Consider the following 23,677-nt stretch of genomic DNA (forward strand, 5'->3'; position numbering starts at 1 on the left):
AAGTGAGCACCCCCGACCTTCCCCTCGCCTCGTCCTCAGGCTGCGGCGACGGCTGTGCCTGCGGCGCGGACGCCGACGCGGAGTACCTGGAGTGCGGGCTCGACCCCGCGCTCGCGCAGCTGCTGGCCGACGCCGGACTCGACCCCGTGGAGGTCGAGGACATCGCCAATGTCGCCATCCAGGAGGATCTCGACCACGGGGTGGACGTGACGACCGTCGCCACCATCCCCGAGGAGGCCGTCGCCACCGCCGACTTCACGGCGCGCGAGGCGGGTGTCGTGGCCGGCCTCAGGGTCGCCGAAGCGGTGCTCTCGGTGGTCTGCACGGACGAGTTCGAGGTCGAGCGGCACGTCGAGGACGGCGACCGGGTGGCGGCCGGGCAGAAGCTCCTGTCGGTCACCACGCGCACGCGTGACCTGCTCACCGCCGAGCGCAGCGCGCTCAACATCCTGTGCCGCCTGTCGGGCATCGCGACCGCCACGCGCGCGTGGGCGGACGTTCTCGAGGGCACCAAGGCACGCGTGCGTGACACCCGCAAGACGACCCCGGGGCTGCGCTCCCTGGAGAAGTACGCGGTCCGCTGCGGCGGCGGCGTCAACCACCGCATGTCGCTCTCGGACGCGGCACTGGTCAAGGACAACCACGTGGTCGCCGCGGGCGGGGTCGCCCAGGCCTTCAAGGCCGTACGGGAGGCCTTCCCGGACGTCCCGATCGAGGTCGAGGTCGACACCCTGCACCAACTGCGCGAGGTCGTCGACGCCGGCGCCGACCTGATCCTCCTGGACAACTTCACGCCCGGGGAGTGCGAGGAGGCGGTGGCGCTCGTGCACGGCCGCGCAGCCCTGGAGGCGTCGGGCCGGCTCACCCTGGAGAACGCGAAGGCGTACGCCGACACCGGCGTCGACTACCTCGCCGTAGGGGCCCTGACCCACTCCTCGCCGATCCTCGACATCGGTCTCGACCTGCGAGCGGCGGAGTAGGTACCGGCCATGCTGCTGACGATCGACGTAGGGAACACGCACACCGTCCTGGGCCTCTTCGACGGGGACGACATCGTCGAGCACTGGCGCATCTCCACCGACGCGCGCCGCACGGCGGACGAACTGGCGGTGCTGCTGCAGGGCCTGATGGGCATGCACCCGCTGCTCGGCGACGAACTGGGCGACGGCATCGACGGGATCGCGATCTGTGCGACCGTGCCGTCCGTGCTGCACGAGCTGCGCGAGGTGACGCGCCGGTACTACGGCGACGTGCCCGCGGTGCTGGTGGAGCCGGGCGTGAAGACGGGCGTGCCGATCCTGACCGACAACCCCAAGGAGGTCGGCGCCGACCGCATCATCAACGCGGTGGCGGCGGTCGAGCTGTACGGAGGGCCCGCGATCGTCGTGGACTTCGGTACGGCGACGACGTTCGATGCCGTCTCCGCGCGCGGGGAGTACATCGGCGGCGTCATCGCGCCCGGTATCGAGATCTCCGTCGAGGCGCTCGGCGTCCGCGGCGCACAGCTGCGGAAGATCGAGGTGGCCCGGCCGCGGAGCGTGATCGGCAAGAACACGGTCGAGGCGATGCAGTCCGGGATCATCTACGGGTTCGCCGGCCAGGTCGACGGGGTCGTCAGCCGGATGGCGCGGGAGCTGGCGGAGGACCCGGACGACGTGACGGTGATCGCGACCGGCGGACTGGCACCGATGGTGCTGGGCGAGTCCTCGGTGATCGACGAGCACGAGCCGTGGCTGACTCTGGTCGGACTGCGGCTGGTGTACGAGCGGAACGTGGCGCGCATGTGAGGCCGGTCCCGCGGCGCAACCGGGTGGCCCGGCCACGCCACACCCATCCCCTGTAGCGAAATATGTCGAATTTGTCTGATTAGCGCGTATCGTCGCCGCATGCCCACGCCATACGGATCACGCGGCGGCATGGCGTTCGGCGTGGAGGAGCTGCGTGTGCTCCGCCGCGCCCTCGCCCTCGCCCTTCAGCCAGGCCCCACTCCTGCCGGGGACGTCCAGGACTGCCTCCGTCTCGCCGAGTCGCTCGACGAGGCGATGCGCGAGGGCGCCAGACTGCGTGCCTTCCTGGTGGCCGACCTCGCGCGCTACCGCGCCGCCCTGCCCGGCACCACCGCCGACTACCTCGTCCTCCTGGAGGAGGCGCTGGGCGCCGGGTACCGCCCGGACCCCGACGACCTCGCCGCCCTCCGGGCGCTGCGCGGCAACCCGGCCGCCTCCGTGCTCCTGGGGCGCTGCCGGATGCTGGCCGAGCAGGACGTACGCGCCCGCCTCGCGCGCGATCCGGCCCGCCCGGCCGCGCCCACCGTCCCTGCCGCCCGCAACCGCCTCACGGCCCTCCAGGGCGGCCTCAAGGGCATCGAGAGGCATCTCGGGCCGGACGTCGAACGGGACCCCGCCAGGAAGCCTGAGAAGAAGCCCGCCGAGAAGCCGGCGGCTCCCAAGCCGGCCCCCGCCCCCGCCCCCGCCGCCCCGAAACCGGCCCGCCCGATCCCGACCCCGGGCGAGGTCTTCCCGCGCCGCAAACCGACCCCTCCGTCCGGCTCCAACCCGCCCCGGCACCTCGCGGCCGGCTGACCCGGCCCGAACCGTCGAAACCACCCCAACCCCGCCCCGCCCGCCCCGCCGGCCCGTGGCTACCCTGGACGCATGGACTACGTCTCCGCGCTTGTGCCCCCGGTCGTCATGGCCGTGTTCTTCATCGGCGTGATCAGGGTGATCGTGAAGACCCAGGGCGGGGCCAACAAGGCCAAGGAGGACGCGGCCGTCGATGCCGCCATCGCGCGCGCGGAAGGGGTCCGGCAGGGCCCCGCCAAGACCGACGGCTGAGTCCCTCCCGGACGGCGCCCCCTCGGCGTACGGCTCTCCCGCGCGCTCGCGGCTTCGGGTCGTACGCCCTTTTTGTTCCCGTATGACGGTGAAAGTGCCCGTCCGGGACGCCAATGGGGAGTTCTCCCACTATTGTGCTGAGGTGTGCCTCGCCCATTGGGAGAACTCGAAGACGCGGTCATGACGCGGGTGTGGAAGTGGAACCGCCCGGTGACCGTTCGAGAAGTCCTGGAAGACCTTCAGCAGGAACGGTCCATCGCGTACACCACGGTGATGACCGTTTTGGACAATCTCCATCAGAAGGGCTGGGTGCGCCGGGAGGCGGAAGGCCGCGCCTATCGATATGAGGCCGTCTCCACCCGGGCTGCCTACGCGGCCGCGCTGATGAACGACGCCTGGTCGCAGAGCGACAACCCCGCAGCCGCTCTCGTCGCCTTCTTCGGGATGATGAGCGAGGAACAGCGAGGGGCCCTCAGCGACGCCGTACGCATCGTCCAAGGGCCGGAAACAGCCGAAGCGGCCCCGGATACCGGCAGCGATACCGCCGGCGAGAACCCCGGGGCGGCACAGGAGGGCGACGGGCGATAGCGTCCGCTCATGTCAGCTGTGAGTCCCGAAGGTCCCGAAGGCCCCGAAGTCAGCGCTAAAGCCATCACTGTCCGGCGGGCCCGCACCAGCGATGTCGCAGCCGTGCGTCGTCTCCTTGACACCTACGTACGCGGCCGCATCCTGCTCGACAAAGCGACGGTCACCCTTTACGAGGACATCCAGGAGTTCTGGGTCGCCGAACGGGACGACAACGCCGAGGTGGTCGGCTGCGGTGCGCTGCATGTGATGTGGGAAGACCTCGCGGAAGTCCGCACTCTTGCGGTGAAGCCCGGCCTGAAGGGCGCCGGTGTCGGACACCGGTTGCTGGAGAAGTTGCTGCACACCGCGCGCTGGCTGGGCGTTCGTCGCGTTTTCTGTCTGACCTTCGAAGTGGACTTCTTCGCCAAGCACGGCTTCGTCGAGATCGGGGAGACGCCCGTCGACACCGATGTCTACGCGGAGCTACTGCGTTCCTATGACGAAGGCGTAGCAGAGTTCCTGGGTCTCGAACGGGTGAAACCGAACACCTTGGGCAACAGCCGGATGCTTCTGCATCTGTGATCGCCGATCACCGAGACGTATTCCGCCCGCCCATGCCCTGGTTCCCTATGTCCGAAACGCGCATGTTTCCGGACGGAGTGGGTCTCTGCCCGGGAGTCGGCCCGCACCGGGTCTCGCGCTCGCTCTCTCGCTCAGTCTCTCGATCGGTCTCTCGATCGGTCTCTCCAAGGGGTTTGTGTTTTTCCGGCAAAAGCGGTTTGCTTTCCGACGTACTGCAGTACTGCATATAACAGGGGACGGCGAAACGGCGGACGCCGCAGGCCCCCGGCCCTCAAGTTATGGATGAAAGGAAATCCGGTGGCACAGAAGGTTCAGGTCCTTCTTGTCGATGACCTCGACGGCGGCGAGGCGGACGAGACCGTCACGTTCGCGTTGGACGGCAAGACTTACGAGATCGATCTCACGACCGCCAATGCGGACAAGCTCCGTGGCCTTCTCGAGCCTTACGTGAAGGGTGGTCGTCGCACCGGAGGCCGCGCTTCGGGCGGACGCGGAAAGGCACGCGCCGCTTCCGGCGGCAGCCAGGACACCGCGCAGATCCGCGCCTGGGCGAAGGAGAACGGTTACGAGGTCAACGACCGCGGCCGTGTCCCGGCGTCCATCCGCGAGGCCTACGAGAAGGCCAACGCCTGATCGCTGGCCTACGGCAGGGCCAACGGCTGGACGCACGCGCGCCGCAGCCGCAACCGGTGGCAGTGCGTTGCCACCGTGTCCACAAGTCGCACGAGATCGGGGGCGCCCCCACCGCCCCTCACAGCCGACAGCGTCGGCAGCGAGGCCTCGACCGCACACCCCGGCTCGGGGGGCCGCAGCCATACGGCGGCCCCCTGCACGCCCGAGTGTCCCACCCGCCGTACGCCCGCCGGCTGCATCCCGGGCGGCAGCGGCGCGTCCATGGCGCAGCCCGTGCCGAGCGCCCTCAGGTCGAGCGGCAGCGCCCCCCACTCCAGCCAGTCCAGCAGCCCCGGCAGCTCCTCCGCGCTGCCCGTGGCCACCAGCAGCCGCATCCGGCCGCCCTGCAGGGCCACCGGGGAAGCCGGCGCGAGGTGGCGCAGGCCCGCCCGGCCCGCCTCGGCCGGGACGTCCAGGACGTCGAAGCGGTCGCCCACGCGGAGCCGTACCGGAGACCCGGGGCTTCCCGTGCGCGGGGGCACTGTCGCCCAGCCCAGTTCGTTCTCGTAGAACCGGCCGACCCGATCGTCCGGATCGAGCGGCCGACGGGGGAGCGGGACCGTGGGGAGGCTGCCAACCATGCCAAGGGCAACCGTCCGAAGAGCATGCGAGTTACGCTGTGTGTCCTGTCAGATGCGCAGGGTGCCGAAAAAGGGGGCGTGCGGGGGTGCGGGGTAGCGCAAGGTTGTTCGCCCATAGCGGAGCGAACCGGTGCGCGCGGCATGGAGTGTCAGTCCCAGCGGGTAAGACATCCCTAGTGGGAGGGGGCGACACGCAGGCAAGGTGGTCTCACGTTCGCCATCGGCGTACTGATGGTGAGGGTAACCACCTGGCCTGCGGGAACATCGTCTCGCACCATCGGGTTGGAGCAGATGTCGGCGTTAGCGGGGTCAGGAGGCCATCGACGGTGTCGGCAGTTGGAATGAGCGGTCCCCGCTTGCGGGACTAAGCTGCGGAAGGACAGGGAGGGGAAGTTCCCCCCACTGCCTGACCGCTCTGAGGAGCGATTAACGATGTTCGAGAGGTTCACCGACCGCGCGCGGCGGGTTGTCGTCCTGGCTCAGGAAGAAGCCCGGATGCTCAACCACAACTACATCGGCACCGAGCACATCCTCCTGGGCCTGATCCACGAGGGTGAGGGTGTCGCCGCCAAGGCCCTTGAGAGCCTCGGGATTTCGCTCGAGGCGGTCCGCCAGCAGGTGGAGGAGATCATCGGCCAGGGCCAGCAGGCCCCGTCCGGGCACATCCCCTTCACCCCCCGTGCCAAGAAGGTCCTGGAGCTGTCGCTCCGCGAGGCCCTTCAGCTGGGCCACAACTACATCGGCACGGAGCACATCCTGCTCGGCCTGATCCGTGAGGGCGAGGGCGTCGCCGCCCAGGTCCTGGTCAAGCTGGGCGCAGATCTCAACCGGGTGCGGCAGCAGGTCATCCAGCTGCTCTCCGGTTACCAGGGCAAGGAGACCGCCGCCGCCGGCGGGCCTGCCGAGGGCACCCCCTCGACGTCCCTGGTCCTCGACCAGTTCGGCCGGAACCTCACCCAGGCCGCTCGTGAGTCCAAGCTCGACCCGGTCATCGGGCGCGAGAAGGAGATCGAGCGGGTCATGCAGGTGCTGTCCCGCCGTACCAAGAACAACCCGGTCCTGATCGGTGAGCCCGGCGTCGGCAAGACCGCCGTCGTCGAGGGTCTCGCCCAGGCCATCGTCAAGGGCGAGGTGCCCGAGACCCTCAAGGACAAGCACCTCTACACCCTGGACCTCGGTGCGCTGGTCGCGGGCTCCCGCTACCGCGGTGACTTCGAGGAGCGCCTGAAGAAGGTGCTCAAGGAGATCCGCACCCGCGGCGACATCATCCTGTTCATCGACGAGCTGCACACGCTGGTCGGTGCGGGTGCCGCCGAGGGCGCCATCGACGCCGCTTCGATCCTGAAGCCGATGCTGGCCCGCGGTGAGCTGCAGACCATCGGTGCGACCACGCTGGACGAGTACCGCAAGCACCTGGAGAAGGACGCGGCCCTCGAGCGCCGCTTCCAGCCCATCCAGGTCGCCGAGCCGTCCCTGCCGCACACGATCGAGATCCTCAAGGGTCTGCGCGACCGGTACGAGGCCCACCACCGCGTCTCCATCACCGACGAGGCGCTGGTCCAGGCCGCCACGCTGGCCGACCGGTACATCTCGGACCGCTTCCTGCCGGACAAGGCGATCGACCTGATCGACGAGGCCGGTTCCCGGATGCGCATCCGCCGGATGACCGCGCCGCCGGACCTGCGCGAGTTCGACGAGAAGATCGCGGGCGTGCGCCGCGACAAGGAGTCCGCGATCGACTCGCAGGACTTCGAGAAGGCCGCTTCCCTCCGCGACAAGGAGAAGCAGCTCCTGGCCGCCAAGGCCAAGCGGGAGAAGGAGTGGAAGGCCGGCGACATGGACGTCGTCGCCGAGGTCGACGGCGAGCTGATCGCCGAGGTCCTCGCGACCGCCACCGGCATCCCGGTCTTCAAGCTGACCGAGGAGGAGTCCTCGCGTCTGCTGCGCATGGAGGACGAGCTCCACAAGCGGGTCATCGGCCAGGTCGACGCCGTCAAGGCGCTGTCGAAGGCGATCCGTCGTACGCGCGCGGGCCTCAAGGACCCGAAGCGTCCCGGTGGTTCGTTCATCTTCGCCGGCCCGTCCGGTGTCGGTAAGACCGAACTGTCCAAGGCCCTCGCGGAGTTCCTCTTCGGTGACGAGGACGCGCTGATCTCCCTCGACATGTCGGAGTTCAGCGAGAAGCACACGGTGTCGCGTCTCTTCGGTTCGCCCCCCGGCTACGTGGGCTACGAGGAGGGCGGCCAGCTGACCGAGAAGGTCCGCCGCAAGCCGTTCTCCGTCGTCCTCTTCGACGAGGTCGAGAAGGCCCACCCGGACATCTTCAACTCGCTGCTGCAGATCCTGGAGGACGGTCGTCTGACCGACTCCCAGGGCCGGGTCGTGGACTTCAAGAACACGGTCATCATCATGACGACCAACCTCGGCACGCGGGACATCTCCAAGGGCTTCAACCTGGGCTTCGCGGCCCAGGGTGACACCAAGTCCAACTACGAGCGCATGAAGAACAAGGTCTCGGACGAGCTCAAGCAGCACTTCCGCCCCGAGTTCCTCAACCGCGTCGACGACGTGGTCGTCTTCCCGCAGCTGACCCAGGCCGACATCCTCGCGATCGTCGACCTGATGATCAGCAAGGTGGACGAGCGCCTCAAGGACCGGGACATGGGCATCGAGCTCTCCCAGTCCAGCAAGGAACTGCTGTCCAAGAAGGGTTACGACCCGGTGCTGGGCGCGCGGCCGCTGCGCCGCACCATCCAGCGCGAGATCGAGGACACGCTCTCCGAGAAGATCCTCTTCGGTGAGCTGCGTCCCGGTCACATCGTGGTCGTCGACACCGAGGGCGAGGGCGACAGCCAGACCTTCACGTTCCGCGGCGAGGAGAAGTCGGCGCTGCCCGACGTCCCGCCGATCGAACAGGCGGCCGGCGGTGCCGGGCCGAACCTGAGCAAGGAGGCGTAGGCCTCACGGCTACGTCAGAAGGGGCCGGTGCTTTCGGGCACCGGCCCCTTCGTCATGTCTGCCCGCGGTTACGACAACTGCCCGTTGTAGTCCGGCAGTTTGAACGTCTTGTCGGCGTGGCCGCCCGAGAGGTCGGTGGCGCTGTTGCCGATGTTCGCGATGATGTCGTAGCCCTTGTTCTCGATGTCGACGCGCTGGGCGGTCTTGTAGGCGGCGACGTCCTTGAACAGGTCGAAGAAGCCGCGGACGTACAGGCCGGAGACGTCGTAGCCGTCGTGCTCCAGGTTCCACTCGGTGGGCGCGTAGATGATGCCCGGGCGGGCCGTGACGAAGAACAGCGAGACGCCGTGCTCCTGGGCGTACTCAGCGACGTTCAGCACGGGCTTGTTGGCCGGCTGCGGGAAGCTGAAGCCGAAGTCCGTCTCCAGCGCGGTGTTGTCGATGTCGAGGACGATCGCCTGCTTCTCGCCCGGCTGGGCCGCGGCGATCCGCTCCTTCAGATAGGGCAGCGCCTGGTCCATGACCGTCTGGCAGTCCTTCTGCCAGGTCGCGTAGTCCACGCCCGAGGCGCTCGTCGCTGCGTCGGCGGGGGTGGCCAGGGCCACGAGGGCAGCTGCGGAGACTGCGGTGACCACTGCGCGGAGCGCCCAGGGGCGTCTGCTCGTCATGGTGGGGGGTCCTCTCACGTCCGTATGCCGTTGTCCTGTGCATGTTCGGCGCCGAGGGTGGCGTGAGGGGAACCGTAGGGTTACTGGGTGGTAAGTGGCCAGAGACGTGCGTCACATGACGGGGTGTTTCGCGGGGAGGGTGGATCTTGCCGGGCGGTGACATGACGCACAGGCGATTCGGCCGTTACTAGGGCGGATAGTGGGCGGGCCACGGGAGGGAAAAGGGGGGCGCGCTTCTGGAACCCCAGGGGTGATTCTGCCGTCGCATACCGATTCATCCGTTATTGGAGCCGTGTCAAGAAGAGGGAAGTTTTGGGCTGAAGTACTAGTGCCCGTCGTACATCACACGTTTTGGGCTTGGCGGGTCTCGGGGTTACCAAGGGATGGTCCATCCGGCAGCCGCTTGTGCGCCGGGTGGTTTTCTCTGCCCCCGTCTTCCCGAGGTTTCCATGTCTTCGCGTGTCACGTCCCGCTCCTCCCGTACGTCCCTGCTGCGCAGCCGCGCGGCCGTCCTGGCCGCCGGCCTCGGAATGTCAGTCGTGCTGGGAGCAGGGGTCGCGGCCGCTGCCGATGCCACTTCCGCGTCCAGTGCGGCCAGCGCCGTGAAGGCGCAGGCCGCCGCGCAGGCCAAGGCCGCCGCGAGCGCGAAGAAGGCCGCCCGGGCCGCCGCGGCCAAGAAGGCGGCCGCCGAGAAGGCCGCCAAGGCCGCTGCCGCCAGGAAGGCCGCCTCGTGGATGCACCCGGTGGAGAAGTACCGGCTGTCCGCGAGCTTCAACCAGGCCGGCGGCATGTGGCAGTCCACCCACAGCGGGCAGGACTTCGCGGTGCCGAGCGGCACGGACGTCGTCGCCGCGCACGGTGGCACCGTCGTCAAGGCCGGCGGCAACGGCGCCGGTGACGGGCCCGCGTACGGCAACGCCATCGTGATCAGGCACGGCAACGGGACCTACTCGCAGTACGCCCATCTGTCGCGGATCGACGTCAGGGTCGGCCAGGTGGTCGCCACCGGGCAGCACATAGCCCGGTCCGGGAACACCGGTAACTCCAGTGGCCCGCACCTGCACTTCGAGATCCGTACGAACCCGAACTACGGATCGGCCGTCGACCCGGTCGCGTTCCTGCGCGCCAAGGGTGTGACCGTCTGAGGCGGGCCGGTGGCCTAGGACGGGTGGGAGGCCTGGTGCGCCCGCGTCACCAGGTCGGTGGCGACCTCGAGTACCGCCTTGCGCTTGTCCTCGGGGTCGGCCTCGATGTCGCCCAGTGCGAACATCCCGGCATGCAGCGTGAACATCGCGCTCACGCAGCGCACCTGGTCGATCAGTTCGGCGTCCGGGTCGATGAGGATGTCGCGCATGCCCATCATGCGGTTGCGGAAGATCTCGCCGATGCGCAGTTCCTTGACCGTGCTCTGGTTCTCCTGCATGAAGCGGAAGAGCGGGGCCGCGCCGGCCAGGGTGTCGCTGTAACGGCGGATGATCTCGTGCTTGGTCTCCAGCGACTGCGGCTGCCGCTTGCCCCACTCGATCAGTTCCACGATCGGCTGGGAGAGGTCGTCGAAGATGCTGACGAGGATCTCTTCCTTCGTCTTGAAGTGGTAGTAGAGCGCCGCCTTGGTGACCTCGAGGCGCTCGGCGATCTCGCGCAACGACGTCTTCTCGTAGCCCTGCTCGGCGAAGAGTTCGAGCGCCACGTCCTGAATGCGCTGGCGGGTGTCTCCGCGGCGCTGCTGCTTGGTGCCGTCCATGGTGCCGCCCATCCTCGCACTCCAGAGAAACTTACTTGACGCCCGGCTAGTTGCGGGGCTAACTTCCCAGTGTAGTCAACTAGCCGGGCGGCAAGTAAGTGGCCGACCGGGGGGAGATGCCCAGGGGAGTGGGGACGATGGCGGACACACAGACGGCCGAGACGAAGCCGGACAAACAGCCGAAGAGCATACGGGTCGTGCTGCTCGCGCTCATGATCACCATGATGCTCGCGATGCTCGACAACATGATCGTGGGCACCGCGATGCCGACCATCGTGGGCGAGCTCGGAGGACTCGAGCATCTGTCCTGGGTGGTCACGGCGTACACGCTGGCGACCGCGGCCTCCACCCCGATCTGGGGCAAGCTCGGCGACATGTACGGGCGCAAGGGCGCCTTCATGACATCGATCGTGATCTTCCTGATCGGCTCCGCGCTCAGCGGCATGGCGCAGAACATGGGTGAGCTGATCGGTTTCCGCGCGATCCAGGGTCTTGGCGCGGGTGGTCTGATGGTCGGTGTCATGGCGATCATCGGTGACCTGATACCGCCGCGGGAGCGCGGCAAGTACCAGGGCATGATGGCCGGCGTCATGGCGCTCGCGATGATCGGCGGTCCGCTGGTCGGCGGCACCATCACCGACAACTGGGGCTGGCGCTGGTCGTTCTACATCAACCTGCCGCTCGGCGTGGTGGCGCTCGGTCTGATCAGTGCCGTACTGCATCTGCCGAAGAAGCGGGCCAAGGCGGGCATCGACTACCTCGGCGTCGCGCTGCTGACCATCGGTATCACCTCGATCGTGCTGGTCACCACCTGGGGCGGGACCGAGTACGCGTGGACGTCCGCGCGGATCATGGAGCTCATCGGGATCGGCGTCGCCGCCCTCATCGGGTTCGTGTTCTGGCAGACGAAGGCCGCGGAGCCGATCGTGCCGCTGCACATCTTCCGCAGCCGTAACTTCACGCTGATGTCGCTCATCGGCTTCATCACCGGGTTCGTGATGTTCGGTGCGACGCTGTACCTGCCGCTGTACCAGCAGTCCGTGCAGGGTGCGTCCGCGACCAACTCCGGGTTGCTGCTGCTGCCGATGCTCGGCGCGATGCTGGTGACCTCGATGGTGGCGGGGCGGGTGACCACCAACACCGGCCGCTACAAGGTCTTCCCGGTCGTCGGCAGTGTCCTGATGACCGTGGGGCTCTATCTGCTGTCCACGATGGACACCGGCACCTCGCGGTTCACGTCCGGTGTGTTCATGGCGGTCGTGGGGCTGGGCATGGGCTGCCTGATGCAGATCACCATGCTGGTCGCGCAGAACAGCGTGGAGATGAAGGACATGGGTGTCGCGTCCTCCTCCACCACCCTGTTCCGTACGCTCGGTTCGTCCTTCGGCGTCGCGATCATGGGTGCGCTGTTCAACAACCGGGTCCAGCACGTCATGGCCGAGCGGGCCGGGTCCTTGGGTGCGAAGATCACCGAGAAGTCGGCGGCGCTGGACGCCAAGAGCCTGGCGAAGCTGCCGGCCGTGGTGCGGGAGGCGTACCAGCACGCGGTGTCCGCGGGCACGCACTCCGCCTTCCTGCTGGGGGCTGTGGTGGCCGTGGGTGCGCTGGTCGCGGCGGTCTTCGTGAAGGAGGTCGCGCTGCGGGGGACGGGGCCGGCTGCGCCCAAGTCCGGCGACGAGGCGGTGGCGCAGGCGCCGATCGTCGAGGCCGTCTGATTCGCGAGTGAGCTGAAGGCCCTCCGGTGGGTGTCCGCCCCGGGGGGCCTTCGTCGTGTTTCCTCGCCCCCGCCGCCCCTACCCGTCCCGTCCCAGGGGCGCTGCCCCTTCGGCCCCGCCAAGGGGCTCCGCCCCCTGCACCCCCGATCGGCCTGAACGGCCTCGTCCTCAAACGCCGGACGGGCTGGGTGGTGGTGCCGGCCGGGGGTAGGGGGGTGGGGGTCGGGCTGGGTGGTGTTGACCGGCGGCAGGGAGATGAGGGTCGGGCCGGGTGGTGTTGACCGGCGGTGGGGAGGTGGGGGCCGGCCGGTGCCAGGGAGGTGGGGGTCGGGAATCGGCTACGGCAGCAGGGGGTAGCTGCCCGTGTTCGTCGGCGCGTGCTCCGGCAGCCACAGCACCGCCACCGCGCCCTCCGCCGGCACATGATCCGGGGCGCCCGCCGGGCGTACGTTACGGAAGGTCAGGCGGGCGCCCAGGACGCGGGCCTGACCGGCGGCGATCGTGAGGCCGAGGCCGTGGCCGTGGCCGGCGCGGTCGGCGCTGCCCGTGCGGAAGCGGCTCGGGCCCTCGGCGAGCAGATCGGACGGGAAGCCCGGCCCGTGGTCCCGGACCCGGATGACCCGGCCCTCGACGGTGACCTGGATCGGCGGCTTGCCGTGCCGGGCGGCGTTGGCGAGCAGGTTGAACAGCACGCGCTCCAGGCGGCGCGGATCGGTCGTGAGCATCGACTCGTGCACCACCCGCACCTCGACGTCCGGGTCCTTCGCCGCCACCCGCCGGGTGACGAACTCGCCGAGCAGGATGTCCTGCAGTTCGGCCCGCTCGGAGGCGCTGTCGAGACGGGCCACCTCCAGGACGTCCTCGACCAGAGTGCGCATGGCCTTCGCGCGGTCCAGGACCAGCTCCGTCGGGCGGCCCGGCGGGAGCAGTTCGGCGGCCGTCAGCAGACCCGTCACCGGGGTGCGCAGCTCGTGCGCGATGTCCGCGGTGACCCGGCGCTCGGCCTCGAGCCGCTGCTGCAGGGTGTCCGCCATGGCGTCCACCGCGCGCGCCAGGTCGTCGGTCTCGTCCCGCACGACCCCGCCGATGGCGTCCCGCACCCGTACGTCCGACTCGCCCCTGGCGACCTGGTTCGCCGCGGCCGCCGCCTTGCGCAGCCGGCGCGAGAGCTGGCCGCCGATGAGCACACCCAGCGCGCTGCCGCCGAGGACCACCGCGATGGAGCCGATCACCAGGGCCTGGTCGAGGTCCCTGAGAGTGCTGCGGTCGGTGAAACCGGTGTGCAGCGACAGCACATGACCGTCCTTGACCGGCACGGCGGCCCAGATGTCCGGCGAGCCGCCCGGCCGGTCGGTCACATACGTGGCCCTCCGGCCCTCCTCGACCTTCTCCCGCAGCGCCGGGGGCAGCCGCTGGTCGTCGATCTTGATGTTGGGGAGGAGGGTACGGCTCGGGATCTCGTAGTTGCGCTGCGCGATCAGGATGCGCTCGTCCGCGAGGTCGCGCGCACTGTCCAGCATCGAGACCCGGGCCGCGTTGTGCACGACCAGGCTCAGCGCGATCGCCACCAGCGCGCCGACCAGTGCGATGGCCGCGCTGAGTTTCCATCTGAGCCCCGTGCGCATGCCCGTACCCTCTGCGGCGTTCGCAGCGGCCGGGCTCCGGAAGATCCCCCGCATGTCCTTGGTGTCCCCGCTCAGGCCTTCAACTTGTAGCCGAAGCCGCGGACCGTCTCGATCCGGTCCTGGCCGATCTTCGTGCGCAACCGCTGCACATGGACGTCCACCACGCGCGTGTCCCCGCCCCAGCCGTAGTCCCACACCCGCTCCAGCAGTTTGTCGCGCGACAGGACCGTGCCCGGCGCGGAGGAGAACTCCAACAGGAGCCGCATCTCGGTCGGCGTCAGCGCCACCGGCTGCCCGGCCCGGCGCACCTCCATGCCCTCGGTGTCGATCTCCAGTTCGCCGAAGCTCAGCACGCCGCCGGCCACCTCGGCAGGCCCCTCGTCCGCCCGGTCGCCGCTGGCGTGCCCGAAGCGCCGCAGCACCGCCCGGATGCGCGCGACCAGCACGGCACCGTCGAACGGCTTGGTCACATAGTCGTCGGCGCCCGCCTCCAGGCCCAGCACGACGTCGATCGAGTCGGCCCGCGCCGACAGCATGATCACCGGCACGGTCGACTCGTCGCGGATACGGCGGCACAGGCTCACGCCGTCCAGTCCGGGCACCATGACGTCGAGCAGCGCGATGTCGGGGCGGTTCGCCCGGAACGCCTCCAGGCCGGACAGCCCGTCGGGCATCGCGGTGACCGCGAAGCCGTCCCGCTCCAGGGCGAGCTGGGTGGCCTCGCGGATGACGTCGTCGTCCTCGACGAACAGGACGTGGGTCTGGTCTGCCATCCCGCTGCTCTCAGTTTCTCGTGTCGGTCGTGGCGTGCGCACTGCTGCCGGGTGATCGGTCCGAGCGGCCCGAACGGTTCACGAACGCGGCGACGGATCGCCCCCGACGGCCTTGCTGTAGTCGTTGCGCGTGTCGTATCGCTTGACGAAGTGGCCCGATGCCCAGATGTACGTGGTCACGATCTCACCGGACGGACTCGACATCGGATCATCCTTCTCGTACACCTGCTTCGTCACCACCAGGTCGCCGCGGTCTATCTCCGCGTAGACCGGGGGCTCCTCGGTCCGGAAGACATTCTCGTACCGACCGCCTTGTTCGCGGTACACATACGAGCCGACACCGACCGCGTCCCCGCAGGTCAGCACGTTCACCACGATGTCGTCGGCGTATCCGCCGGTCAGTTCGCCGTACGACACGTCGACCGGGTACTCGTCGGCGACGCACGGCTTGAGGCCGCGCTTGACCTCCGCCGAGACCATCGGGTCGTCCTTGACGAGTTTGACCGCGTCCACATGCGCGGTCTTCGAGGGGCTGGGCGTGGGCGTGGCAGCGGCGCCCATCACCGAGTCGGCGTGCGCCGGGCCCTCGTCACGGGCGCCGGTGCCGCCGGTACCGCAGGCGGAGACGAAAAGGGCGAGGGCGGCGAGCACGGCCATCGCCGTGTACGCCGCCTGCAAGGTCCCTCGACCCGAGTCGGTCAGACCGCGCAACGCTCCTGCTCCCCACGCTCCAGCGCGCGTGCGTCCAGATCGCGGCTCTCCAGCTCCTCACGGAGCCGGGCGAGCGCCCGGTGCAGCGTGCTCTTGACCGTTCCGGCCGACATGCCCAGGGCCGCGGCCGTCTCCTCCGTCGACATCTGTTCCCAGTGTCGCAGGACCACGACGCTTCGCTGCTTGGGAGCCAGCACCTTCATGATGTCCATCAGCAGGGCGCGGTCCGCGTGCTGCTCGGTGGAGTCGTCGACCGAGGCGTCCGGCAGCTGCTCGGTGGGGACCTCCTCCAGTTTCCGGGCCCGCCACCACTCCGTCCGCGTGTTGATCATCACGCGCCGCAGGTAGGCGTCCGCGAGCCGCTTGTCCGCGATGCCCTCCCAGCGGCCGTAGGTCCGCACCAGCGCGGTCTGGAGCAGGTCCTGCGCGTCCACGGGATCCGGGACCAGTCGACGGGCGCTGCGCAGCAGCGCGTCCTGCCGCGTGCGGACATACTCCTCGAACTCGAGCACCTCGCCCTGCACCATGTCGAACCGCCTCCTGATCCCCGTTGCCCGACGGCTTGATTCGCCGTCGGTCTGTTCCGTGACAGCCCGCTTCTGCCGGGCACGCAAATGAAGCTACGGAGGTGTTGTCACGGCGCTGTCCGAGACAACGCTCGGCTAGCAATCGGCTGTACGTCGGTTGTGTAACGGACGTAGGAACGGGGTAAACAGCTGCACCGAATTGCGCTGCTATGGGGCGATTTGGAAGGGCGGGTGTATGTAATCCGGCGTGACGTTACGAGGGGTTACGTCAACGGCAGCCGATACAAACCACCGGACAGCGGCTCCACGAGACCGTCCGCCACGAGCCCGTCGAGCGCCCGCGCGCGCTGCACCGGCTCGTGCCACACCCGGTCGAGGGCCGACTGCGGCACGGGCGCGTGGGCCTCGCGCAGCACGGCGAGCAGCTTGCCGCGCACCTGCCGGTCCGTCCCCGCGTACGTCTGCCCGCGCCGCGGCGGCCCGTCGTGCTCGGGCTTGCCCGCGAGCCGCCAGGCACACTGCGCGGCGATGGGGCAGCGGTGGCAGCTCTCGTTCTTGGCGGTGCACACGAGCGCGCCGAGCTCCATGGAGGCGGCCGCCCAGCGCGCCGCGGTCCGCTCGTCCTCGGGCAACAGCGCGCGGGCGAGCCTGCGTTCGGCGGCGGTGGTCGCGTTCGGCGGGTACTGGACGCCGGTGACGGCACGCGCGAAGACCCGGCGGACGTTGGTGTCGAGCACGGCGTGCCGCTGCCCGTACGCGAAGGAGGCGACGGCCGCGGCCGTGTACTCGCCGATGCCGGGCAGCGCGAGGAGCTGGGCGTGGTCGGTCGGTACGTCCCCGCCGTGCCGTTCCGTTATGGCCACGGCGGCGCCGTGCAGCCGCAGGGCGCGGCGCGGGTAGCCGAGCCGGCCCCAGGCGCGGACCGCCTCGCCGGGCGCCTCGCGGGCCAGGTCGGCGGGGCGGGGCCAGCGGGCCAGCCACTGCTCGTAGACGGGCAGCACGCGGCTGACCGGCGTCTGCTGCAGCATGAACTCGCTGACCATCACGCCCCAGGGGCCGGCTTCCGGGAGCCGCCACGGCAGCTCGCGGGCGTGTTCGTCGAACCAGTCGATGACGGAGGCATGGAGGGTCTCGTGGTCCTCGCCGAGAGGGGAGCCGGCGAGGGTGTCGGCCGGGCCGTCGGCGGGGCTGCTGTGCGGGGGCTTCGTGGGCGCAGTCATGGCGTTTCCGATCCTGCCATGGCCCCGGGCGGTTGGGCCGCCGTCCCGCGCGCGGTGCGTCGTGCGGACCGGAATGATGATCCGGAAAAGTTGACGAACCGGCGGCGGGTGGGGCCAGCTAACCGCCCGATCTCTCGTACAGTTTGCGCCGTGGGATCTCTGCGCAATCCTGTCGGGCCGCTCCCCTCCTCCATCTACTGGCGCCGGAGGGCCGTACTCGTGTCTGTGGTTGCCTTGTTGGCGCTGCTGATCACGTGGATCGTCCTGTCGGGCGGTGGCGGCGGCAAGAAGGACGACGGGGCGAACGGCCACACCCCCGCGCCCACGATCACTGCGGGGCCGTCGAGTTCGGGTCCCGCGATCAGCCAAGCGCCGGGCGGGCGGGACGAGTCGAGCGGCGGGGGCTCCAGCGGGTCGGATTCCGGGGGCAGTTCGGGGTCCGGCTCCGACTCCGGGTCCGGGGCCGGGGGCTCCGACGGGTCGACCGGCGGCGGTACGGCCGGTGCCGGCTCCGGTATCGGGGTCGGCCGGGGCGACACGATTCCGGCGAGTTCCTCCATCCCCAACTGCACCGCGAGCGCGGTGACGTTGACGGTGCGGAGCCTCCACAACACGTACTCGCCCGGCCAGACGCCGACCCTGCTGCTGACCGCTACGAACACCTCGGGGCTCGACTGCAAGATCGACCTCGGGCCGAAGAGTGCGGTGCTGACGATCACCGAGGCGGGCAGCGACAACGACTACTGGTCGTCCGCCGACTGCCCCCAGGGCGCTGGCAGCCTGGTGTTCCGGGTGCCCAACCGCAGCAGCATCACCTACACCGTGAAGTGGGACCGCAAGCCGAGCGCTCCCCAGTGCGCGACGCCTCCGGCGGGGTCGGCCGGGGCCGGGACGTATCTGGTGGAGGCGTCGGCGCCGGGGTTCGCGAAGTCGCAGATCTCGTTCATGCTCAAGGATGACTGAGTCCGCGGCTTCGTTGTGGCCGGCCGCGCCCCTGAGAGGGCGCGGCCGAACCGAGCTCGGCTAGACGTACCGCTCCAAGATCGACGACTCCGCCAGCCTCGACAGGCCCTCGCGTACGCTGCGGGCCCGGGCCTCGCCCACGCCGTCGACCGTCTGGAGGTCGTCGACGCTTGCGGCGAGCAGTTTCTGCAGGCCTCCGAAGTGCTCCACGAGACGGTCGATGATGGCGCCCGGGAGGCGCGGCACCTTGGCCAGGAGGCGGAAGCCGCGGGGCGAGACCGCCGAGTCGAGCGCCTCCGGTGAGCCCGTGTAGCCCAGCGCCCTTGCCACCGTGGGCAGTTCGAGGAGCTCGGCGTGGGTGAGGGCGTCCAGCTCGTACAGGGCCTCGTCGACCGTGCGGGAGCGCTTGGCGGTGGGCTCGGGTACGTAGTCCCGGACGACCAGCTCGCGCTCGGGCTCCACGCCCGCGATCAACTCGTCGAGCTGCAGGGCGAGAAGACGCCCGTCGGTGCCCAGTTCGACCACGTATTCGGCGATTTCGGTGGCGATGCGGCGGACCATCTCCAGGCGCTGGGCGACCGCCGAGACATCGCGGACCGTCACCAGGTCCTCGATCTCCAGCGCGGACAGGGTGCCCGCGACCTCGTCCAGACGGAGCTTGTAGCGCTCCAGGGTCGCGAGGGCCTGGTTGGCGCGGGACAGGATCGCCGCGGAGTCCTCCAGGACGCGGCGCTGACCGTCGACGTACAGGGCGATCAGGCGCATCGACTGGGAGACGGAGACGACCGGGAAGCCCACCTGCTTGGAGATGCGGTCCGCGGTGCGGTGCCGGGTGCCCGTCTCCTCGGTCGGGATCGTGGCGTCGGGCACGAACTGGACGCCCGCCCGGAGGATCTTCGACAGGTCCGAGGAGAGCACGATGCCGCCGTCGAGCTTGCACAGCTCGCGCAGGCGGGTGGCCGTGAACTCGACGTCCAGCACGAAACCGCCGGTGCACATGGTTTCGACGGTCCTGTCGAAGCCGAGCACGATGAGACCGCCCGTGTTGCCACGGAGTACCCGCTCGAGTCCGTCGCGCAGGCCCGTGCCGGGAGCCACGGCGCTCAGTGAGGCGCGCATCAGGCCGTCGGCACCGGAACTCCCGCCGGACTTTCCGGGAGCTGCCGCCCGGTCGTTGGCTGCCACTGCACTCCTCCGGTCGCAGGTTCTGGGGCGCCCCCGTGTCACACATTCTGTTCGTACGGACGGGCGAGACCAGGGCAAAGTCTACCGGCGGTCCTCCTCGTCCCGTGGGGCCTCTCGGCGACGGGAGCGTGGAAGGACTCTCAGAGCGTCCCCTATGTCGGCGACTTCCAGGACCTTCATCCCCGGAGGGATCTTGCCCGGGTCACCCGGAACGAGCGCGTGGGTGAAGCCCAGACGGTGCGCTTCGGCGAGTCGCCGCTGGACGCCCGTGACCCGTCTGACCTCGCCCGCGAGGCCGACCTCGCCGATCGCGACCAGGTTCTTGGGCAGCGGGGTGTCGCTGGCCGCCGAGGCCAGCGCGAGGGCGACGGCGAGGTCGGCGGCGGGCTCGGAGAGCTTCACGCCGCCGACCGTCGCGGAGTAGATGTCCCGCTTGCCGAGCGCGCTGATCCGGCCGCGCTGCTCCAGGACGGCGAGCATCATCGAGACGCGGGAGGTCTCCAGGCCCGAGGTGGTACGGCGCGGCGAGGGGATCTGCGAGTCGACGGTGAGCGCCTGGACCTCGGCGACGAGGGGGCGGCGGCCCTCCAGGGTGACCGTCAGACAGGTACCGGGGACCGGTTCGTCACGTCTGGTCAGGAAGAGTCCGCTCGGGTCGGCGAGGCCCGTGATGCCCTCGTCGTGCAGTTCGAAGCAGCCGACCTCGTCCGTGGCGCCGTAGCGGTTCTTGACGCCCCGGACCAGCCGGAGGCGCGCGTGCCGGTCGCCCTCGAAGCTCAGGACGACGTCCACGAGGTGTTCCAGGAGCCGAGGCCCGGCGATGGCTCCGTCCTTGGTGACATGGCCCACAAGGAGCGTCGACATCCCGCGCTCCTTGGAGGCGCGGATGAGCGCGCCGGCCACCTCGCGCACCTGCGCCATGCCGCCGGGGGCGCCGTCGATCTCCGGGGAGGCCACGGTCTGCACGGAGTCGAGGATCAGCAGCGAGGGCTTCACCGCGTCCAGGTGGCCGAGGACGGCGGCCAGGTCGGTCTCGGCGGCGAGATACAGATGGTCGTCGATGGCCTTGATGCGGTCGGCGCGCAGCCGCACCTGGCTCGCCGACTCCTCACCGGTGACGTACAGGGTGCGGTGCTCGTCGCTCGCCGACTTCGCCGCCACGTCCAGCAGCAGCGTCGACTTGCCGACGCCGGGCTCGCCCGCGAGCAGTACCACCGCGCCGGGCACAAGGCCGCCGCCGAGCACCCGGTCCAGCTCCGGCACCCCGGTCGGGCGGGCGGTGGCCTGGCGTCCGTCGACCTGGCCGATGGGCACCGCGGAGGTGGTGACGCGCCCCGGTGTCGTCGTACGGACGGCGGGCGCGCCGTACTCCTCGATCGTCCCCCAGGCCTGGCACTCGGGGCAGCGACCGAGCCACTTGGCCGTCTGCCAGCCGCACTCCGTGCAGCGGTAGGACGGGCGGTCCTTGGTGGACTTGGTACGGGCAGCCATGCCGAGAACCGTAACCGAGCCCACTGACAACGCCGGACGGTCCGGGTGCGGACGCTCGCCGCGCGCCGACCGAGCACATGATCCGACACTCCGCGAACCGGCCATCACCGTCGGTAACCAGCCACGGAACAGGCGGTTCCTGTACCCGATTGAGGGATCGTTTCACCCGTATGGATTAAAAGTGCTCAAGGAGGAAGAAGGGTTCATCCCGAGCCGCCTACGGTCCACGGATGAGCAGCAGCCCGGAGACCTCGCCCCGCATCACCGGCGCAGACCAGGCGCGCCGGGAGGCACGTGACCGTGCCGCTGCGCGCACGCTCGCGCAGCGGCCCCCCGGGCGTTACGAGCCGTATCTGGACGGGCTGTTCACCTACTGCCTGTCGGTGCTGTGCGACCACGACGCGGCAACCGCGGCCCTCGGCGAGGCCCTCGCCCTCGCCGAGAGGCGCCGTGGCCCCCAGGCGCCGGGGGACCGCCGCGCCTGGCTGTACGCACTGGCCCGCTGGGCCTGTCTGCGCAAGCTGGCGGAGGCCAGGCAGAAACGTCAGGGCACGCATGCGGCGGGCCGCCACAGCGCCGAGAAGCAGCGGCCGGCAGAGCCCCCCGTCGCCGACGAGGTCCAGGAGGAGCGCCGTCGCGAACTCGCCCTGCTGGCCTGGCCGGAGGCCGCCGGCACCAGCCCGGAGCAGCGCGAGGCGCTCGAACTCGCCGTACGCCACCACCTCGCCGCCCACGAGGTCGCCGCCGTACTCGGCCTCGGCCTCGCCGCCGCCCGTGAACTGCTGGCCTCCGCGGCCTGCGAGGTGGAGCGCACGCGCGCGGCCCTCGCCGTCGTCGAGACCGGCGGCTGCCCGGACGTCGCCCGGCTCACCGGCGACAACCAGCTGGTGCTCAGCTCGGCCCTGCGCAAGGAGCTCGTCCGGCACGTCGACGACTGCCCGCGATGTCGCCGCAGCGCCGAGCGTGCCGTCCCCGGCCGCTGGCCCGGCGCGATGATCACCCCCGTCGAGCTGCCCGTCCTCGAGGCGCCGCGCGCGGCCCTGCACATGGCGGTCACCCATCAGCCACGCGCGCGTGGCGGCGCTCTTCCCCGGTTCGACCGGCGCGGCTTCCCGATGGACCCCAAGGACCGCGCCGCCCGCCGCGACCGCCTACGCGCGCGTGCCGTCACGACGACGGTCGTCGCCACCGTGGTGGCGGCCCCCGTGTTCGCCCTGTGGGCCGCCTACCGGGGCTCCCCGGCCGAGGGCGCGGACAGCCGCTCCGCCACCGCCGGAGAGGCGCCCGGCCCGGTCAGCCTGGGCGGTGAGGCGTCCGGCGGCGGCTACGAGAACGCCGGCAACGCCAGCCTCCGGCCCGGCGGCGACTTCGGCAGAGGCCACAGACGGCCCGACATCTCCGTGGAGGTCATCAGCGTCACCGGCCTGAGCGGGAAGAGCGCCGGACACCTCCAGGTGTCGGCCGGCCACGACGGCGACACCACGCTCGTGACCCTCACCGCGACCGGACCCGCGCCCGTGCACTGGTCCGCGTCGACCGGAGCCGCCTGGCTCTATCTCAGCCGGTCCTCGGGAACGCTCGCCCCCGGCGAATCGTTGACGATCAAGGTGTACGTCGACCACCTGCGCGAGCCGTCCGGACCGTGGAGCGCACACGTGGCCGTCTCACCCTCCGGGGCCGTCGTCTCCATCGAGGGCTACGGCGCCGCACCCAGCCCGACCGCCCCCGGCCCGAGCAGCCCCGGCACCCCGCCGCCCTCCTCGGACCCGGCACCGACCCCAACCGCCTCGGACCCCACCCCGAGCGCCCCGCCCTCGTCCCCCGGCCCCGACCCCACCCCCACCGACACCGCCCCGTCCGACCCGGCACCACCGCCCGCCGACAGCGGGAACCCGAGCCCCACGGCGTCGTGAGCGCGGCCCGCGTCAGTCGACCGGGTCCGCCGGATGCGGCGCGACCAGCGGCAGTTGCGCGGCCAGGCGCTGCTCGCACAGCTCCACGAGGCGGTCGTAGCCGGCCTTGCCCATCAGCTCGGTCAGCTCCGGCCGGTAGGACACGTACACCGGGTCGCCCGCGCCGTGCGCCGAGGTCGCCGAGGTGCACCACCAGTGCAGGTCGTGGCCGCCCGGGCCCCAGCCCCGGCGGTCGTACTCACCGATCGACACCTGCAGCACCCGGGTGTCGTCGGGCCGGTCGATCCACTCGTACGTCCGCCGCACCGGCAGCTGCCAGCACACGTCCGGCTTGGTCTCCAGCGGCTCGCGGCCCTCCTTCAGGGCCAGGATGTGCAGCGAGCAGCCCGCGCCGCCCGCGAACCCGGGCCGGTTCTGGAAGATGCAGGAGCCCTGGAAGGGACGGGTCTGACGGTCGCCGTCCTCGTCCTCGGACACCCAGCCGTGCTTCCTGCCCTCGTCATGGTGCTGCCAGATGTCGGGCGTGAGCCTCGCCACATGCTCGGCGACGCGCTTCTCGTCGTCCTCGTCGGAGAAGTGGGCGCCCAGCGTGCAGCACCCGTCGTCCGCGCGGCCCGCCTGGATGCCCTGGCAGCCGCTGCCGAAGATGCAGTTCCAGCGAGAGGTGAGCCATGTCAGATCGCAGCGGAAGACCTGCTCGTCGTCCGCCGGATCAGGGAACTCCACCCACGCGCGCGCGAAGTCGAGACCCTTCTCGTCCGCTTCCCTGGCCTTCTTCGACAGCTTCGCCGACCGCGGTGGCTTCACCTGCGAAGAACCCTTGGCGGACTCGGCAGCCTCAGCAGCCTTGGCTGCCTTGGCTGCCTTGTCGTCCTTCGCCCTTTTCGTCTTTGGCACAGGACCAGCGTACGGGTCTCACGGCGCCATCCCATACGGAGGACGGCCCAG

Annotated in this window: 23 protein-coding genes and 1 pseudogene; 13 read left to right on the forward strand and 11 right to left on the reverse strand. The window is 70.2% G+C overall.

Annotated features, from left to right (window positions below):
* Positions 1–2 precede the first annotated feature (2 nt).
* The 7 genes from nadC to ACIBW9_RS15675 all read left to right on the forward strand — a co-directional run bounded on the left by nadC (position 3) and on the right by ACIBW9_RS15675 (position 4,616).
* A complete protein-coding gene (gene nadC, locus ACIBW9_RS15645; RefSeq protein ID WP_398955129.1) occupies positions 3–980 on the forward strand; it encodes a carboxylating nicotinate-nucleotide diphosphorylase in 978 nt (325 codons plus the stop codon).
* Positions 981–989: 9 nt separating this feature from the next.
* Positions 990–1,787: a type III pantothenate kinase gene (locus ACIBW9_RS15650; RefSeq protein ID WP_030942637.1), complete on the forward strand. Its 798-nt coding sequence runs from the start codon at positions 990–992 to the stop codon at positions 1,785–1,787.
* 129 nt (positions 1,788–1,916) lie between these two features.
* Positions 1,917–2,582: a hypothetical protein gene (locus tag ACIBW9_RS15655; RefSeq protein WP_398955250.1), complete on the forward strand. Its 666-nt coding sequence runs from the start codon at positions 1,917–1,919 to the stop codon at positions 2,580–2,582.
* A 72-nt stretch (positions 2,583–2,654) separates the two neighbouring features.
* Positions 2,655–2,834, forward strand: a complete 180-nt coding sequence (locus ACIBW9_RS15660) for a hypothetical protein (RefSeq protein ID WP_266958539.1) — start codon at positions 2,655–2,657, stop codon at positions 2,832–2,834.
* A gap of 144 nt (positions 2,835–2,978) precedes the next feature.
* Positions 2,979–3,422 carry a BlaI/MecI/CopY family transcriptional regulator gene (locus ACIBW9_RS15665; RefSeq protein ID WP_398955131.1) on the forward strand — a complete coding sequence of 148 codons (444 nt, stop codon included), beginning with the start codon at positions 2,979–2,981 and terminating at the stop codon, positions 3,420–3,422.
* Positions 3,423–3,431: 9 nt separating this feature from the next.
* Positions 3,432–3,983, forward strand: coding sequence for an amino-acid N-acetyltransferase (locus tag ACIBW9_RS15670; protein ID WP_398955134.1), 552 nt, complete (start codon positions 3,432–3,434; stop codon positions 3,981–3,983).
* Positions 3,984–4,280: 297 nt separating this feature from the next.
* On the forward strand, positions 4,281–4,616 hold the full coding sequence (locus ACIBW9_RS15675) for an Lsr2 family protein (RefSeq protein WP_007498879.1): 336 nt from the start codon (positions 4,281–4,283) through the stop codon (positions 4,614–4,616).
* Positions 4,617–4,624: 8 nt separating this feature from the next.
* On the opposite strand, the gene ACIBW9_RS15680 is transcribed toward ACIBW9_RS15675, so the two are convergent.
* Positions 4,625–5,236, reverse strand: a complete 612-nt coding sequence (locus tag ACIBW9_RS15680) for an SCO3374 family protein (protein WP_398955136.1) — start codon at positions 5,234–5,236, stop codon at positions 4,625–4,627.
* Positions 5,237–5,668: 432 nt separating this feature from the next.
* On the opposite strand from ACIBW9_RS15680, the gene ACIBW9_RS15685 reads away from it, so the two are divergent.
* Complete coding sequence (locus ACIBW9_RS15685) at positions 5,669–8,194, forward strand: ATP-dependent Clp protease ATP-binding subunit (RefSeq protein WP_115906674.1); 2,526 nt, start codon at positions 5,669–5,671, stop codon at positions 8,192–8,194.
* Between the two features lie 68 nt (positions 8,195–8,262).
* On the opposite strand, the gene ACIBW9_RS15690 is transcribed toward ACIBW9_RS15685, so the two are convergent.
* Complete coding sequence (locus tag ACIBW9_RS15690; RefSeq protein WP_398955139.1) at positions 8,263–8,862, reverse strand: HAD family acid phosphatase; 600 nt, start codon at positions 8,860–8,862, stop codon at positions 8,263–8,265.
* Between the two features lie 449 nt (positions 8,863–9,311).
* Between ACIBW9_RS15690 and ACIBW9_RS15695 the strand changes: the two genes are divergently transcribed.
* Complete coding sequence (locus ACIBW9_RS15695; protein WP_398955141.1) at positions 9,312–10,007, forward strand: M23 family metallopeptidase; 696 nt, start codon at positions 9,312–9,314, stop codon at positions 10,005–10,007.
* A gap of 14 nt (positions 10,008–10,021) precedes the next feature.
* On the opposite strand, the gene ACIBW9_RS15700 is transcribed toward ACIBW9_RS15695, so the two are convergent.
* Positions 10,022–10,618 carry a TetR/AcrR family transcriptional regulator gene (locus ACIBW9_RS15700; RefSeq protein ID WP_398955143.1) on the reverse strand — a complete coding sequence of 199 codons (597 nt, stop codon included), beginning with the start codon at positions 10,616–10,618 and terminating at the stop codon, positions 10,022–10,024.
* A 125-nt stretch (positions 10,619–10,743) separates the two neighbouring features.
* On the opposite strand from ACIBW9_RS15700, the gene ACIBW9_RS15705 reads away from it, so the two are divergent.
* Positions 10,744–12,321 (forward strand): MDR family MFS transporter, encoded by a 1,578-nt coding sequence (locus tag ACIBW9_RS15705; protein ID WP_398955145.1) that lies wholly within the window; start codon positions 10,744–10,746, stop codon positions 12,319–12,321.
* A gap of 18 nt (positions 12,322–12,339) precedes the next feature.
* Positions 12,340–12,508: pseudogene (locus ACIBW9_RS15710) on the forward strand (cobyrinic acid a,c-diamide synthase); the annotation flags it as partial.
* Between the two features lie 151 nt (positions 12,509–12,659).
* On the opposite strand, the gene cseC reads toward ACIBW9_RS15710, so the two are convergent.
* From cseC to ACIBW9_RS15735, 5 genes are all read right to left on the reverse strand, one after another.
* Positions 12,660–14,129, reverse strand: coding sequence for a two-component system sensor histidine kinase CseC (gene cseC, locus ACIBW9_RS15715; protein WP_398955252.1), 1,470 nt, complete (start codon positions 14,127–14,129; stop codon positions 12,660–12,662).
* Positions 14,018–14,719: a two-component system response regulator CseB gene (gene cseB, locus ACIBW9_RS15720; RefSeq protein WP_398955148.1), complete on the reverse strand. Its 702-nt coding sequence runs from the start codon at positions 14,717–14,719 to the stop codon at positions 14,018–14,020. The genes cseC and cseB overlap by 112 nt, the downstream gene beginning before the upstream one ends.
* A gap of 78 nt (positions 14,720–14,797) precedes the next feature.
* Positions 14,798–15,430, reverse strand: a complete 633-nt coding sequence (locus ACIBW9_RS15725; protein ID WP_398955149.1) for a hypothetical protein — start codon at positions 15,428–15,430, stop codon at positions 14,798–14,800.
* The gene (locus ACIBW9_RS15730) at positions 15,418–15,957 is read right to left on the reverse strand and encodes a SigE family RNA polymerase sigma factor (protein ID WP_398955152.1); all 540 of its coding nucleotides are present in this window, start codon (positions 15,955–15,957) and stop codon (positions 15,418–15,420) included. The genes ACIBW9_RS15725 and ACIBW9_RS15730 overlap by 13 nt, the downstream gene beginning before the upstream one ends.
* A 263-nt stretch (positions 15,958–16,220) precedes the next feature.
* Positions 16,221–17,177 (reverse strand): A/G-specific adenine glycosylase, encoded by a 957-nt coding sequence (locus ACIBW9_RS15735; protein ID WP_398955155.1) that lies wholly within the window; start codon positions 17,175–17,177, stop codon positions 16,221–16,223.
* A gap of 150 nt (positions 17,178–17,327) precedes the next feature.
* On the opposite strand from ACIBW9_RS15735, the gene ACIBW9_RS15740 reads away from it, so the two are divergent.
* Entirely contained in the window at positions 17,328–18,140 is an 813-nt protein-coding gene (locus tag ACIBW9_RS15740) for a hypothetical protein (protein ID WP_398955157.1), read from the forward strand.
* A gap of 60 nt (positions 18,141–18,200) precedes the next feature.
* Here ACIBW9_RS15740 and disA read toward each other — a convergent pair whose 3' ends face one another.
* Positions 18,201–19,325 carry a DNA integrity scanning diadenylate cyclase DisA gene (gene disA, locus ACIBW9_RS15745; protein WP_123966706.1) on the reverse strand — a complete coding sequence of 375 codons (1,125 nt, stop codon included), beginning with the start codon at positions 19,323–19,325 and terminating at the stop codon, positions 18,201–18,203.
* An 81-nt stretch (positions 19,326–19,406) separates the two neighbouring features.
* A complete protein-coding gene (gene radA, locus ACIBW9_RS15750) occupies positions 19,407–20,816 on the reverse strand; it encodes a DNA repair protein RadA (RefSeq protein WP_398955159.1) in 1,410 nt (469 codons plus the stop codon).
* A gap of 230 nt (positions 20,817–21,046) precedes the next feature.
* Here radA and ACIBW9_RS15755 point away from each other — a divergent pair, with 230 nt between their 5' ends.
* On the forward strand, positions 21,047–22,729 hold the full coding sequence (locus tag ACIBW9_RS15755) for a hypothetical protein (protein ID WP_398955161.1): 1,683 nt from the start codon (positions 21,047–21,049) through the stop codon (positions 22,727–22,729).
* A 12-nt stretch (positions 22,730–22,741) separates the two neighbouring features.
* Here the strand turns inward: ACIBW9_RS15755 and ACIBW9_RS15760 are convergent, their stop codons facing one another.
* The gene (locus ACIBW9_RS15760; protein ID WP_398955163.1) at positions 22,742–23,626 is read right to left on the reverse strand and encodes a hypothetical protein; all 885 of its coding nucleotides are present in this window, start codon (positions 23,624–23,626) and stop codon (positions 22,742–22,744) included.
* Positions 23,627–23,677: the final 51 nt, after the last annotated feature.

Origin of the sequence: Streptomyces sp. NPDC049541 (assembly GCF_044465725.1) — a bacterium.
Taxonomy (GTDB): domain Bacteria; phylum Actinomycetota; class Actinomycetes; order Streptomycetales; family Streptomycetaceae; genus Streptomyces.

Coding starts and splice junctions, on each gene's coding strand:
- ACIBW9_RS15650 (WP_030942637.1), top strand. CDS start 990: ATGCTGCTGACGATCGACGTAGGGAACACGCACACCGTCCTGGGCCTC.
- ACIBW9_RS15655 (WP_398955250.1), top strand. CDS start 1,917: ATGGCGTTCGGCGTGGAGGAGCTGCGTGTGCTCCGCCGCGCCCTCGCC.
- ACIBW9_RS15660 (WP_266958539.1), top strand. CDS start 2,655: ATGGACTACGTCTCCGCGCTTGTGCCCCCGGTCGTCATGGCCGTGTTC.
- ACIBW9_RS15670 (WP_398955134.1), top strand. CDS start 3,432: ATGTCAGCTGTGAGTCCCGAAGGTCCCGAAGGCCCCGAAGTCAGCGCT.
- ACIBW9_RS15680 (WP_398955136.1), bottom strand. CDS start 5,236: ATGGTTGGCAGCCTCCCCACGGTCCCGCTCCCCCGTCGGCCGCTCGAT.
- ACIBW9_RS15685 (WP_115906674.1), top strand. CDS start 5,669: ATGTTCGAGAGGTTCACCGACCGCGCGCGGCGGGTTGTCGTCCTGGCT.
- ACIBW9_RS15690 (WP_398955139.1), bottom strand. CDS start 8,862: ATGACGAGCAGACGCCCCTGGGCGCTCCGCGCAGTGGTCACCGCAGTC.
- ACIBW9_RS15695 (WP_398955141.1), top strand. CDS start 9,312: ATGTCTTCGCGTGTCACGTCCCGCTCCTCCCGTACGTCCCTGCTGCGC.
- ACIBW9_RS15700 (WP_398955143.1), bottom strand. CDS start 10,618: ATGGGCGGCACCATGGACGGCACCAAGCAGCAGCGCCGCGGAGACACC.
- ACIBW9_RS15705 (WP_398955145.1), top strand. CDS start 10,744: ATGGCGGACACACAGACGGCCGAGACGAAGCCGGACAAACAGCCGAAG.
- cseB (WP_398955148.1), bottom strand. CDS start 14,719: ATGGCAGACCAGACCCACGTCCTGTTCGTCGAGGACGACGACGTCATC.
- ACIBW9_RS15730 (WP_398955152.1), bottom strand. CDS start 15,957: ATGGTGCAGGGCGAGGTGCTCGAGTTCGAGGAGTATGTCCGCACGCGG.
- ACIBW9_RS15735 (WP_398955155.1), bottom strand. CDS start 17,177: ATGACTGCGCCCACGAAGCCCCCGCACAGCAGCCCCGCCGACGGCCCG.
- radA (WP_398955159.1), bottom strand. CDS start 20,816: ATGGCTGCCCGTACCAAGTCCACCAAGGACCGCCCGTCCTACCGCTGC.
- ACIBW9_RS15755 (WP_398955161.1), top strand. CDS start 21,047: ATGAGCAGCAGCCCGGAGACCTCGCCCCGCATCACCGGCGCAGACCAG.